This is a genomic window from Gemmatimonadota bacterium (assembly GCA_041390125.1).
In the GTDB taxonomy this organism is placed as follows: domain Bacteria; phylum Gemmatimonadota; class Gemmatimonadetes; order Longimicrobiales; family Gaopeijiaceae; genus JAGQIF01.
This window is the reverse complement of sequence record JAWKQN010000006.1, coordinates 145,942-158,872: the sequence shown is the minus strand read 5'-3', so window position 1 is coordinate 158,872 and position 12,931 is coordinate 145,942. Positions and strand designations below refer to the sequence as shown.

Below are 12,931 nucleotides of genomic sequence, written 5' to 3'. Positions count from 1 at the left end.
GACAGACCGAATCACGGCGCTCTGGCTAGACTGTCCGTGGCCCTAGAAAACGCAGGTCGAATCGGGGTCGCAACGGGGAGCGCGGGCGATGTACGTGACAACCGCCAATCGTGCCGTGGGGTTCTGGTCCGCGATCCTGGCCACGGTATTCAGCCTGACGTATGTCGTGGCGCAACTCGCGGAGTGGCTCGGCTGGCTCGGCTCCGACGGTGGGCCGGCGAGTTCGAGCACCACCCTCGGGATCGCCGTCCTGCTCACTCCCTCCCTCCTGCTCGGTAGCTCGTTCCTCGTGTTGCTCGTCAGCGTCCACCAGGCTGCACCGCGCGAGAAGAAGGTCTGGAGCCAGGCGGCGCTCGCCTTCGGGACCGTCTACGCGGTCCTGATCAGCATGACCTACTTCGTTCAGCTGACGTTCGTGGGGCCTCGCATCGCCGAAGCGCGTACCGCGGGCATCGAGGTGTTCCTGTTCGTCCCCTTCGACTCGTTCTTGTACTCCGTGGACCTCTTGGGATACAGCTTCATGAGTCTGGCGACGCTGTTCGCGGCACCCGTGTTCGCCACCCACGGAGCTGAGCGCATCGCGCGCTGGTTCTTGATCGCGAACGGGCTGCTCCTGCCGTTCCTGGTGGGGCAGCTCTATCTGAACGTCCTCATCTGGCCGGCCTCCGCCTGGGCGATCACGTTTCCGGGAGCCACGGGGTCGATTGCCCTCCTGTTCCACCGGTCCGAGGTGGGTGCGCTGCGCGCCACCGTCGCGTAGGTCTGACCTCCCTCGGCCCAGTGGGTGCGCTGGCTCGACTCCCCCGCCACACCCTATCTTCAGGCAGGCACAAGTGCCGGGCGCTTAGCTCAGCTGGTCCAGAGCACCTGCCTTACAAGCAGGGGGTCGCTGGTTCGAATCCAGCAGCGCCCATATCCCATGCAGGGGAGGGAGGTCCATGGACCCCCGGGTCGTCGTCATAACGGGTGGCAGCGCCGGGATCGGCGCGGCCGCAGTCCAGCTCCTCGCCGCCCGCGGGGATGCCGTGGTGCCGGTGGCCCGCCGGGCCGAGAAGCTGGAGGAGGTCGCGCGGGAGGCCGGAGGCACCGTCTTCCCGGTCAGCGCCGACATGGAGGTCCGCGCCGAGGTGCGGCGGGCCGTGGACGCGACGCTCGAGCGCTTCGGTCGCGTCGACGTCTGGGTGAACAATGCCGGTCGGGGGATCTCCCGGTTGCCCTCGGAGCTCACGGACGACGACATCGACGCCATGATGCGCGCCAACGTGCTGAGCGCGCTGTACGGCATGCAGGAGGTGCTCCCGCACTTCAAGGAGCGGGGCCAGGGCCACCTGATCAACGTGTCCTCGCTCCTGGGACGCGTGCCGTTCGCCACCATCCGCTCCGCCTACTGCGGGGCCAAGCACTTCCTGAACGCGCTGACGGCCACGTTCCGGGCCGAGCTGGCCGAGTCGCATCCCGGCATCCGCATCTCGCTGCTCTCCCCGGGCGTGGTACGCACCGACTTCGGCAACAGTGCGCTGCACGGCGGACCCGACTCCCGCTCCTTTCCCGAGTCGCAGAGTGCCGAGGAGGTTGCCGCCGTCCTCGCGGACGTCATCGACACGGGCCGACCCGACGTCTACACACGCGCTGGCTTCCACGAGCGGATCGCCGGGTACTACGCGTCGCACGGGACGGATCCGTAGGTCCCAGGCTCCAAGGGGGTTTCATCCCGCGGGCCCGCGGGTTCTCGTCCACTCACACCCTCTCCTCCCGCCGGCCCCGCTCTCCCCGCTCGTCGATCACCGCTGCGGGTGATGTCCAGATCCTCCCTTCCTCGTCGCCGTGGCCGGTGTGCCGCGGTCGAGTGGCCGCGCGCAACGCCATTCCAACGGGGGAATGCATCATGCCGCGGCTTCGTATCCTCGCGCTCCTGTCGGTCGCATCGGCCGTGGGAGCCTGTCACGATAGTCCCACCCACCCCGCGGCCGCCGCACCGGCCCCGCCGGCGCTTCAGGCGGCTGCCGTGGCGATCCCCAGCAGCGCCTGTACCCGCACCTGGACGTCCGGCATCGGCGGCCTGTGGCTCGACGCGGGACGCTGGACGCCCGCCGGCGTGCCCGCACCGGGCGATGTGGTCTGCATCGACGCGCCGGGCACCTACACGGTCCAATTGGCTTCGCCCACGGACGTGGCCAGTCTGCGCATCGGGGGCCCGGGCGCGGAGGTGACGCTCGAGTGGGATCCCGTCGTGGCCAGCACCTTCGCAGTCTCTGACACGCTGGAGGTCGCCGCCGGCAGCCGTTTCGAGATCCCTTCGGTCGGAGGCCACGTCATCGGCGGCAATCCGGGCCCGACCCTGATCAACGACGGCCGCTTGACCGTATCCAACCCCTGTGCCTGCGGGGGACTGCTCGCGCGCTTCGAGGTCGCACGCATCCGCAACGGAGGCACACTCGATCTCACCGCACCGATCGACGTCTGGTTGGCCACGGATGCCCGTGTCATCAACACCGGAGTGATCGTCGGACGCGCGGCGGGTACCAGTCCCATCGATTTCCTGCACCGGGGTGGCGCCACGGGAGCACGCTGGCTGCAGCGGTCGGGCTCGGTGGTCGGCCTTGCACCCATCCAGATCTTCTTCCCCTTCGATTGGTCGGGGGGCGAGCTCGAGCCCTCTCCACACGCCGTTTCGGTGTGGAACAGCGACGTCGTGCTGCAGACCAGCCGACTCGACGGGACGCTCCATCTGACGGGGACGTCGCCGGGGACCACGCGCGTCACCGGGATCATCGGGAGGGATGTGACGCTGCGGGCTCTCGGCACCGCGCAGCGGAGCTATGCGTTTGATCGGCAGACAGCCGGGCCGACCATCAACGAGGGCGTCCTGCATCTTTGGACGAGTTCGGCCGATTCGATGTCCGTCGTCCTGCCCGGCCTCGTGAATCGGGGAGAATGGCGCGTGACGGGCCCGGTCCTCGTGCTCGCAGACAGCATCGTGAACCAGGGCGAGGTGAGCTACGTCACCGACGCGCGACTGAGCGTCGCCGGACCCGGAGGCGCCGGTTCGCCGAACGTTTTCAAGAACAAGGGAACCATCGACGCGGACACTTCCACCCTGCACTTGGCCACCGGCACGACGTTCCAGGCCAACGCCGGGAGCGTGATGGACGGCGTGTTGGAGCTCGACCGCGCCACGCTCACCGGTGCCGGTACGGTGGGTGACGTGATCGCCTTCGGTGCGCGCATCCTCCCCGGCAACGGCACCGGCACGCTGACGATGGCGTCGGCACTGCTCGACAGCGCCACCGAGGTGGTGATCGAGGTGGAGGGAGCCACAGCAGGTGAGTTCGATGCGGTCGCCGTCGCAGGGGCCCTCTCCGCCACGGGAACCCTCACGGTCGAGACCGACCCAGCCTTCGTCGGCGGTCAGTGCGGCCAGGCGCTGCCGCTCATCACGCACGACGGTTCGGCCAGCGTGTCGTTCGCGGCGGTGAACGGCCTCGGCCTCGATGCGGCGCGGGCGTGGCGGCTGCACACCCGCGGCGGCACCGCCACCCTTGTCGGTTTCGACCCCGCGGGTCCGGCTCTCGCGTCCCATCCGGACGCGCTGCACCTGGCGGAGGGGCAGGGGCCCCAGAGCTACAGCCTGTGTCTCGGACCGGACGCGCCCACCGCGGACGTACAGGTGAGCACCACATCGATTCTGGGACAGGTGCTCACGGAGGGAGCCAAGACCTTCACTGTGGACGACTGGATGTTGCCGCTGGAGTTCTTGACGTCCGCCCTGGACGATTCAGTGCTCGAAGGGCTCCACACCGACACCATCCGTCATACGGTGGTCAGCACGGACCCGCGCTACGGCGGCGTGGCGGCACCGTCGGTGACCATCGAGATCGAGGACAACGACGCGGAAGCGGACCTCGTCCTGACCCAGGTCAGCCAGGAGTATGGCCAGGTGCTCGGCGACACGATGGACAACGTCTTCCGCGTCGCGAATTCCGGTCCGTCTGCGTCGAGCGGTTCGACCGTGGTCACGACGCCGCTGGTGGGGCTCGCCTTCGTGTCCGCCGCGGGCGCCGCCTGCACGGCGGATGCGGCCGAGGTGATCACCTGTGCGATCGGGCCGCTCGCCGCGGGGGCACGGGCGGAGTTCACGCTCACTCTGGAGGGCATCCAGACGGGTCTCCATACCACCACGCTTTCCGTCACCGGGCAGGACACGGATCCCGTCGCGAGCAACAACGCCGTCGTCTACACCCAGCGGATCAACTAGCAGGCGGGGGCTCCGCCGCCGGATGGTCCGGCGGCGGAGCGCTGCAGGTCGGCGGAGCGCGGGCCGGAGGGGCGCCCAGCGTCCCGCCGCCTTGGCCCGGCGGGGTGGACAGGGCGGGTCGGACTTGATCCGCGCCGCTCTGCGGTCAAACCTTCGGGTCCTGGCGCCCCCATTCCATCTCCGAGACCCGTCAATGGCCCTCCACCCCCTCGCCGGACAGCCCGTCCCGCCGGACCAGCTGAGCGACATCCCGCGGCTGGTCTCCCGCTACTACGTGGAGTCGCCGGATCCCGCCCAGGCGCGCGAGCGCGTCTCCTTCGGGACCTCGGGGCATCGGGGCACGTCGCTCGAGCGGACCTTCAACGAGGCGCACATCCTCGCCATCGCGCAGGCCATCGCCGAGCACCGTCGGGACGAAGGCATCACGGGTCCGCTCCTGCTCGGTGCAGACACGCATGCGCTGTCCGAACCCGCGCTCGTGACCGCCGTGGAGGTGCTGGTCGCCAACGGCGTGCGGGTGGTGCTGCAGTCCGGCCGCGGCTACACGCCCACGCCCGTGATCTCGTATGCCATCCTCACGCACAACGCCGGCCGTAGCGCGGAGCTGGCCGACGGCGTGGTCATCACGCCGTCGCACAACCCGCCCGAGGACGGCGGCTTCAAGTACAACCCGCCGAACGGCGGACCGGCCGACACCGCCATCACGTCCCGGATCGAGGCGCGGGCCAATGCCCTGCTGGAGGCCGGCCTCGAGGGCGTGCAGCGCATGCCCTACCGCCGGGCGCGGCAGTCGGACCGGGTCGTCGAACGCGATCTGATCGCGCCCTATGTGGACGACCTCGGGTCCGTGTTGGACATGGACGCCATCCGCGAAGGCGGCGTGCGGATCGGGGCCGACCCCATGGGTGGCTCCGGTCTCGACGCCTGGGACGCCATCGCCGAGCGCTGGGGGCTCGACCTGCAGGTGGTGAACCGCCGGATCGATCCCACGTTCGCGTTCATGCGGCTGGACTGGGACGGGAAGATCCGCATGGACTGCTCGTCCCCGTACGCCATGGCCGGTCTCGTGGAGCTGAAGGACCGCTACGACGTCGCCTTCGGCAACGACACCGACTTCGACCGCCACGGCATCGTCACCCCGGGCGGCGGGCTCATGAACCCGAACCACTACCTGGCGGTGGCGATCGAGTACCTGTTCACCCATCGTCCGGACTGGAGCCCGGACGCGGGCGTGGGCAAGACGGTGGTCTCCAGCTCCATGATCGACCGCGTCGCCGGCGCGCTGGGACGCCGTCTGGTGGAGGTGCCCGTCGGCTTCAAGTGGTTCGTGGACGGGCTCTTCGACGGCCGCCTCGCCTTCGGGGGCGAGGAGAGCGCGGGCGCCTCTTTCGTGCGGAAGAACGGCACGCCGTGGAGCACCGACAAGGACGGCATCCTGCTGGCGCTGCTGGCGGCCGAGATCACCGCGCGCACGGAGAGGGATCCGAGCGAGCGCTACGCGGAGCTCGAGGCTCGCTTCGGAAGCCCCGTCTATGCCCGCGTGGACGCCGCGGCCGGCCCCGAGGCCAAAGCGGTGCTCAAGAAGCTGTCGCCCGAGCAGGTGACGGCCTCCACGCTCGCGGGCGAGCCCATCACGGGCACGCTCACGCGCGCGCCGGGCAACGACGCGCCCATCGGCGGGCTCAAGGTGACGACGGAGAATGGCTGGTTCGCTGCGCGACCGTCCGGGACCGAGGACGTGTACAAGATCTACGCGGAGAGCTTCCGCGGCCCCGACCACCTGGCCCGGATCCAGGAGGAGGCGTCGGCGATCGTCTCCGACGCGCTGGCGGCGGCCGGCGTCAGCGTGAAGTGACGTCGCGCCGCTGCCGCAGCACCTCGTACGCCGCGAGCGCCACGCTGGTCGACAGGTTCAGGGAGCGGACGCGCGGGGACGCCACCGGCATGGAGACGAAGCGCTCCGCGTAGCGTTCGTGCAGGGCGTCGGGCAGCCCGATCGTCTCGCGCCCGAAGATCAGCACCACGTCCTCCGGCGCGCCCAGCGGGGCATCCCAGTAGGAACGCGGCGCGCGCGTGGAGAAGAACCAGGGCTCGCCCAGCCCGGGCAGGGCCTCCTCGAACCTGTCCCAGTCCGGCCAGACCTGCAGGTCCACGTGCGGCCAGTAGTCGAGCCCCGCGCGTTTCACTTCGCGCTCCTCCAGCGAGAAGCCCAGCGGCTCGATCAGGTGGAGGCTCGCGCCGACCGCCAGGCAGGTGCGCCCCGCGTTGCCGGTGTTCCAGTGGATCTCGGGATGGACCAGGACGACGTGCAGACCCACCCGATCAGGCCCCGGCCGGAGCCCGGTCGGGGAAGGCGCGGCCCACCTCCTCCGCGGCCCGCAACGAGAGGGCCGCGAACGTCAGCGTACCGTTGCTGCAGCCACCGGACACCATCGTGGGGGCGCCCACCACGAACAGGTTCTCGTGGTCGTGCGTGCGGCCCCAGGAATCGACCACGCTGTCGGCCGCATCGTCCCCCATGCGGCATCCCCCTCCGGGGTGATCCTGCGTATCGTCCACGGAGGTACGCAGCACGCGGCCGTTGCCGGACGCCGCGAGCCGCTCGAAGACGCCGCGGATGCGCGCTTCGGTGCGCCCCCGCTGCTCACGGGAGATCGGTGCGTCCTGGAAGTGCAACGTGGGCAGCGGATCTCCGAAGCGGTTGGTGCGCCCGCGGTCCAGCTCCACCCGGCTGTCCCGGTCCGGGATCACGTCGTAGTAGGAGCGTAGCCGGGTGGTGCCGGTCGCGGTGCGCGCACGCCAGTCCGCCATCAGGTCGTCCCCGAGCAGCAGGCGGTCGTCGTCGTCCCGCAGCCGGGGACCGCGGGCGGTGGTCGACTCCCAGACCCGGAAGTCGTGACGCATGAAGCCGTCCGGAAGGCCCGGTCCGCCGGCTGCCGTGGGCCGCTGGAAATACTTGGAGATGAGCGAATGCCCGTTGTACATGCCGGGCAGCAGGCGCAGCGGCAATTCCACGAAGGCGCTCACGCTGCGGTGCCCGTTCATGTAGCGGCCCACCAGTCCGGAGGAATTGGCCAGTCCCTCCGGGAAGGCACCCTGCGCGGACAACAACAACAGGTGCGGACTCCACGTGTAGCCCGCGGCCAGCACGAAGGTGCGTGCCTGGTAGACCACGTCGGTGTCGGGATCGTCGTAGGAACGCGCGACGGCCGCGTGGATGCGCGACGTGCCGTCTTCGAGCAGCAGGCGGCGCACGAGCGTGCGCGGGTGCAGACGTATGCGGCCGGCACCGAGCAGCTGCTGGAAGGTGAAATCGGGGGTGTACTTGGCGCCCGTGGGGCAGATGTTGCAGGTGTCGCAGCGCTGGCAGACGTTGCGGCCACGCCAGGGCTGCGTGTTCTTGGCCACCGGATTGATCCAGGTGGGGATGCCCGCGGCGGACACCCACTCCTGCAGCCGACCCAGCGTCCACGTGAGCGGGACCGCCGGCATGGGGTAGGGCGCGCCGCGCGGATCGAGGGGATCGGGTCCCTGCTCGCCGGCGATCCCGATGCGCTCCTCCGCGTCCTGGTAGTACGGATCGAGCGTGTCGTAGTCGAGGGGCCAGTCCGTGTGCACGCCGAAGTACGATCGATGCTGGAAGTCCTCGGGCGTGAAGCGCGGCGTGGTGCCCCCCCAGTGGAGCGCCTGCCCGCCCACCACCATGGAGCGCGACATGATCCCGAGCGCCACCTGATCGGCGATGTGGTCGTCCGTCCACGGGTTCTCCCCGTAGTCCAGGTAGCGCTGGCGCCGCTCGCCCCGCGCCTCGAGCAGGGCCGACTCGCCGCCTGCCTCCACGACGAGCACGTCCACGTCGTGCTCGTCCGTGAGCTTCTCGGCCACCAGGGCGGCGCTGATCCCCCCACCGATGATCACCACGTCCGCTTCCTCGATGCGGCGTCTCACAGGATCGCCTCCGGCTCGGCGGGCGCGGTGTCGATGCCACGACAGGTCTGCGGCGCGATGCGCACGCCGTAGCAGCGGTCGGTGGCATCCGGCGTGGACAGCCACCACCCCAGCAGGGCCAGGGCGACGTGCTCGGCCTGCAGCGGAGCGCCCAGCCCGCCGCGTGCACCTGCGAGGTGGCCGCGGAGCAGCGGGTCGGCCTCCGTGCGCTCGAGCGCCGCGAACCCCGTCTGCGAGCGCCGCTGCGCTTCGAGATCCAGCCCCCGCAGCTGCGCCGCCCAGCCCGGCCGCGGGTCGGGCGGGCCGTACCGGATCTCCGACGTCCCGTAGCCGTGGTTGAGCTCGGCCACGGGCTCATAGCCTGCGGCCCAGCGCTCGAAGCCCTGCACGGCCTCCTCCTGCTCCACCGGCGACAGCTCTGCGGGCAGCACCAGCACGGCCACCGCGCGCAGCAGTCCGCCGTCCAGGGACGTGCTCGCCGCAGCGTCCTCACGGTCGCTCGCTGGATTCGGTGCGCATCCAGTACCCACCGCCGCGGCGCCCAAGGCGGTCCCGGCGGCCTTCAGGAAGCTGCGACGATCGGTGCTCATCGCGCTCCCTCCGGCGGCAGCGCGAACGCCACCAGCGTTCCCCCGTCCGCCCCGCCGCCGGTCGCGATCACCACGTACTGCCGTCCGTCGCGGGTGGCGTAGGTCATCGGGTTCGCGTAGCCGCGTCCGGGCAGCGGTCCCTCCCACAGCCGCGCGCCCGTGGCGGCGTCGAACGCGGTCAGCACGTCCGCGCCGCCGGCCACGAAGACCAGGCCGCCCGCCGTGACGATGGGACCGGGCGCGCCCGCCGCTCCCAGCCGCTCCGGCAGGTCCACCCCGGCGAGAAGGGGATGCTCCCGCACACGCGCATTGTCCCCCACCGGACTCTGCCACACGATCTCGCCTGCGTTCATGTCGATCGCCGTCACGGTCCCGTACGGTGGGTCGATGATCGGCACGCCGTCCACGCTGGTCATGCCCCGCGCGTCGCGGTCGATGTCCCACTCCGCCACCACGCGGCTGGTGTCCGCCGGCGCCAGCTTGAACAGGGCCGGGCCCTCGGTGGCCTTCACGTAGAGGAAGCCGGTGGTCGGATCCACCGCGGAGCCGCCCCAGTTCCCCCCACCGATGATGCCGGGCATCCCCAGCGTCCCTTGCAGGGACGGCGGCGTGTAGAGCGGCCCGAAGCGCAACCCGCGCGTGAGGTCCCGGGCGCGCCGGTTGAGCTCCGGCGTGAGGCTCACCAGATCGTCCTCCTCGAAGCCCTGGCGGGAGAACGGCGGGGGCCGCGTGGGAAAGGGCTGCGTGCGTGCGGCCCGCTCACCCGGTACGTCGCTCGCGGGCACCTCGCGCTCCTCGATGGGCCAGATGGGCTCGCCGCTCACCCGGTCGAACGCGTACACGAACCCCGTCTTGGCCGCGATGGCCACCGCGTCCACGCTGCGCCCGTCCACCTCCGCGGTGTAGAGCACCGGCGCGCCGGGCAGGTCGTAGTCCCACAGCCCGTGGTGTACGGTCTGGAAGTGCCACTTCCGCTCGCCCGTGCGTGCATCCAGGCAGAGCAGCGTCTCGGCGAACAGATTGTCGCCCTTGCGGTCTCCGCCGTAGTAGTCGCCGCTTGGCGTCCCCATGGGCACGTAGAGCAGACCGCGCTCGGTGTCCACCGTCATCGGCGCCCACGCGTTGGTGTGGCCCTTCACGCGCCAGGATTCGTCTTCCCACGTCTCGTTGCCGAACTCCCCGTCCTGGGGGATGGGGTTGAAGGACCACACGAGCTCGCCCGTTCGCACATCGAACGCCTGGATGTTGCCGGGCGGATCGTTGGGATACACGAAGCCGTCCCACACGCCGTTGCCCAGGATCACCAGATCGCCGTACACGACGGGTGGAGACGTCTGCGTGTAGTGCAGACGGTTGGTGCGCCACAGGAGCTGCTCGGTGAGGTCGATCTCGCCCCGGTGCCCGAAGCTTTCGATGGGCTCGCCCGTGGCGGCGTCCAGCGCGATCAGCCGCCAGCGCGTGTTCAGGAAGAGCCGTCGGCTGCCGTCGCCGGTCCAGACCGCGACGCCCCGGTGCACCAGGCCGGTGCCGTTCGGTGGCTTGCCCCAGTCCACGGTGCCCGGGTCGTAGCTCCACAGCTCCGCGCCCGTCGCACCGTCCAATGCCACGACGCGGTTGAAGGGCGTGGAGACGTAGAGCGTGTCGCCGATGGCGAGCGGCGTGACCTCGAAGTTGCCGGCCCGGACGTCCTGACCCGGGATCGGGCGCATCGGGCCCGGAACCGGGACGTCTCCCGTCTCCCAGGTCCAGGCCACGGTCAGGTCCGCGACGTTCTCGGGCGTGACCCCATCGAGCGCGGACCAGCGGCGGCCGCCGTCGTCGCCGCCATAGACGGGCCAGTCCGCGTCGGTCGGCGTCCAGTCCGTGGTGCCTGCGTCGGCCGCGGCGCAGGCCGCGAGGACGGGTAGGGCCAGGACGGCGACGCAGCTACGCAGCGAGGGCATGGAGGCTCCCGGGTCGAGGGGCGGACGCATCCGCTATCGGTAGGGCGTCGGCGGGAGGTACGCCAGGGTGGGCCCCCTGACCGAAGCGGCCGGACGCGTTATCCTTCTCGCCACGATGGTTCCGACCTCCCGCCCCCGCGCGTGACCCCTCCGCCCCTCGAGCGGCTCCGGCTGCGCTTCGCGCAGTCCGAAACCACGGCACCCCTGCTGATCGCCATCGCCGTCGGCCTGCTGGCCGGGGGCGGCGCGATCGTCCTGCGCGTCTTGATCGCCGCCGTCCAGTGGGTGTTCTTCGGCCAGGGGCAGAAGCTGGGACCCGCGCTCGGCCTGCCACCCGCGCTCGCGAACCTGCACTACTTCCTGGCGCCTCCCATCGGCATGGTCCTCGTGACGCTGCTGGTGCGGAGGTGGGCGCCGGAGGCCCGCGGACACGGCGTCCCCGAGGTGCAGTACGCCGTACGCATGCGCGGCGGGCGTATCCGTCCCCGGGTGGCTGCCGCCAAAGCGGTGGCGAGCGCCATCTCCATCGGCTCGGGCGGATCGGTGGGGCGCGAGGGTCCGATCGTGCAGATCGGCTCCGCGCTCGGCAGCTCCCTGGGACAGCTCCTGGGCGTCTCGCCCGATCAGCTCCGCGTGCTCGTCGCCTGCGGCGCCGCGGGTGCCATCGGCGCCACCTTCAACGCGCCGATCGCGGGCACCATCTTCGGGCTCGAGGTGATCCTCTCCAGCTTCGTGGCCCGCTCGTTCGGGCTGGTGGTCATCTCGGCCGTGACCGCCACGGCGGTCTCGCAGGCCGCGCTCGGACGCGAGCCCGCCTTCCACCTCGTGGAGACGTTCACGCTCGTCAACCAGTGGGAGTTCGCGCTCTACCTGGCACTCGGTGTGCTGCTGGGCATCGTGGCCACCCTGTACGTGCGTGCCGTCTACTGGTTCGAGGACTCGTTCGAGGCGTGGTCGCGCGGTCCGGTGTTCAAGGCCACCGTGGGCGGGTTGGCCGTGGGGGCGCTGGGCTTCTTCGGCAGTCCCCACCTCTTCGGGGTGGGGCACGAAGGGGTGGAGCTGGCCCTCATGGGGAGCCTCGCCACCGGGATGATGCTCGCGCTGGTGTTCCTGAAGATCCTCGCCACGTCCATCACGCTGGGAGCGGGGGGATCGGGTGGTGTCTTCGCGCCCGCGCTGTTCATCGGTGCCATGGGGGGCGGCGCGTTCGGTCGGATCGCCAACGACGTGCTGCAGATCCCGATCGCCCCGGCGGGCGCCTACGCCCTGGTGGGGATGGGGGCGCTCTTCGCGGCGGCCGCGCATGCGCCCATGACAGGGATCATCATCCTCTTCGAGATGACCGACAACTACGAGATCATCCTCCCGCTGATGTTCTCCGTGGTCGTGGCTTATCTGATCTCGTCCAAGCTCCATCCGGACTCGATCTATTCGCTCAAGCTGCGGCGGCGCGGCGCGCTCACGCCGGCCGGCAGCGCCTCCAGCGTGCTCGACATGGTGCTGGTCGAGGACACCATGAGTCGGCAGTTCGAGACGCTCTCGCCGGAGCTCACGCTGGACGAGATGGCGCGCTTCGCGCGCTCGCGCCGCACCCGCAGCTGGCCCGTGGTGGACGCGAACGAGCGCCTGGTGGGCATCATCACCGACACGGATCTCGAACAGGCCGTGCTGGCCGGCGAGATGGAGGGGAAGACCGTCGGCGACGCCATGACGCGCAAGGTGCTGTCGTGCGGGCCGGCGGACACGCTGCGCGTGGCCTTCCGGCTCTTCGCCCAGGCGGACGTGCAGCAGATCCCGGTCCTGGACAGCGGCTCGCGAGCCGTGGTGGGCGTGCTGCGCCGCCACGACATGATGTGGGCCTACAAAGAGCTCAGCGAGGAGCACCGCAAGCTCCTGGAGCGGGCGGGCGGGCTCTTGCAGGTGCCCGGCAACACGTCCGTGCAGGTGGAGGTCCAGGTCCCGTCCCTGGACCAGGGCGGCCACGCCCACCGGGTGCGCGACCTGCATCTCCCGCCGCACTGCCTGGTGGTGCTGGTGCGGCGCGCCGAGCGCGCCTTCGTCCCCGACGGGAACACCGTGGCGGAACCGGGTGACACGCTCGTGTTGCTCACCACCGAGGCCCACGGGGACGACCTGCGCGGCTGGGCCGCGCGTTGGAACAGCGGCGTGCCGGCCTGAGGGCTCCGCCCCCCGCT

General features: G+C 70.7%; 9 protein-coding genes and 1 tRNA gene. 6 read left to right on the top strand and 4 right to left on the bottom strand.

The window, feature by feature from the left end:
- The first annotated feature begins 88 nt into the window (after positions 1-88).
- The 5 genes from R3E98_07185 to pgm all read left to right on the top strand — a co-directional run bounded on the left by R3E98_07185 (position 89) and on the right by pgm (position 6,110).
- Entirely contained in the window at positions 89-760 is a 672-nt protein-coding gene (locus R3E98_07185; GenBank protein MEZ4423173.1) for a hypothetical protein, read from the top strand.
- A gap of 78 nt (positions 761-838) precedes the next feature.
- Positions 839-913, top strand: a tRNA-Val gene (locus R3E98_07180).
- A gap of 25 nt (positions 914-938) precedes the next feature.
- The gene (locus tag R3E98_07175) at positions 939-1,685 is read left to right on the top strand and encodes an SDR family oxidoreductase (protein MEZ4423172.1); all 747 of its coding nucleotides are present in this window, start codon (positions 939-941) and stop codon (positions 1,683-1,685) included.
- Between the two features lie 200 nt (positions 1,686-1,885).
- Complete coding sequence (locus R3E98_07170; protein ID MEZ4423171.1) at positions 1,886-4,255, top strand: hypothetical protein; 2,370 nt, start codon at positions 1,886-1,888, stop codon at positions 4,253-4,255.
- Positions 4,256-4,448: 193 nt separating this feature from the next.
- Positions 4,449-6,110 carry a phosphoglucomutase (alpha-D-glucose-1,6-bisphosphate-dependent) gene (gene pgm, locus R3E98_07165; protein ID MEZ4423170.1) on the top strand — a complete coding sequence of 554 codons (1,662 nt, stop codon included), beginning with the start codon at positions 4,449-4,451 and terminating at the stop codon, positions 6,108-6,110.
- Here the strand turns inward: pgm and R3E98_07160 are convergent.
- The 4 genes from R3E98_07160 to R3E98_07145 are packed head-to-tail and all read right to left on the bottom strand — an operon-like array spanning position 6,097 to position 10,736.
- Positions 6,097-6,573: a tRNA (cytidine(34)-2'-O)-methyltransferase gene (locus tag R3E98_07160; protein MEZ4423169.1), complete on the bottom strand. Its 477-nt coding sequence runs from the start codon at positions 6,571-6,573 to the stop codon at positions 6,097-6,099. The genes pgm and R3E98_07160 overlap by 14 nt on opposite strands.
- A 4-nt stretch (positions 6,574-6,577) precedes the next feature.
- Positions 6,578-8,203 (bottom strand): GMC family oxidoreductase, encoded by a 1,626-nt coding sequence (locus R3E98_07155; GenBank protein MEZ4423168.1) that lies wholly within the window; start codon positions 8,201-8,203, stop codon positions 6,578-6,580.
- The gene (locus tag R3E98_07150) at positions 8,200-8,793 is read right to left on the bottom strand and encodes a twin-arginine translocation signal domain-containing protein (protein MEZ4423167.1); all 594 of its coding nucleotides are present in this window, start codon (positions 8,791-8,793) and stop codon (positions 8,200-8,202) included. The genes R3E98_07155 and R3E98_07150 overlap by 4 nt, the downstream gene beginning before the upstream one ends.
- Entirely contained in the window at positions 8,790-10,736 is a 1,947-nt protein-coding gene (locus tag R3E98_07145; GenBank protein MEZ4423166.1) for a pyrroloquinoline quinone-dependent dehydrogenase, read from the bottom strand. The genes R3E98_07150 and R3E98_07145 overlap by 4 nt, the downstream gene beginning before the upstream one ends.
- Positions 10,737-10,877: 141 nt before the next feature.
- On the opposite strand from R3E98_07145, the gene R3E98_07140 reads away from it, so the two are divergent.
- A complete protein-coding gene (locus tag R3E98_07140; GenBank protein ID MEZ4423165.1) occupies positions 10,878-12,914 on the top strand; it encodes a chloride channel protein in 2,037 nt (678 codons plus the stop codon).
- Positions 12,915-12,931: the final 17 nt, after the last annotated feature.

Coding starts and splice junctions, on each gene's coding strand:
- R3E98_07145 (MEZ4423166.1), bottom strand. CDS start 10,736: ATGCCCTCGCTGCGTAGCTGCGTCGCCGTCCTGGCCCTACCCGTCCTC.
- R3E98_07150 (MEZ4423167.1), bottom strand. CDS start 8,793: ATGAGCACCGATCGTCGCAGCTTCCTGAAGGCCGCCGGGACCGCCTTG.
- R3E98_07185 (MEZ4423173.1), top strand. CDS start 89: ATGTACGTGACAACCGCCAATCGTGCCGTGGGGTTCTGGTCCGCGATC.
- pgm (MEZ4423170.1), top strand. CDS start 4,449: ATGGCCCTCCACCCCCTCGCCGGACAGCCCGTCCCGCCGGACCAGCTG.
- R3E98_07175 (MEZ4423172.1), top strand. CDS start 939: ATGGACCCCCGGGTCGTCGTCATAACGGGTGGCAGCGCCGGGATCGGC.
- R3E98_07170 (MEZ4423171.1), top strand. CDS start 1,886: ATGCCGCGGCTTCGTATCCTCGCGCTCCTGTCGGTCGCATCGGCCGTG.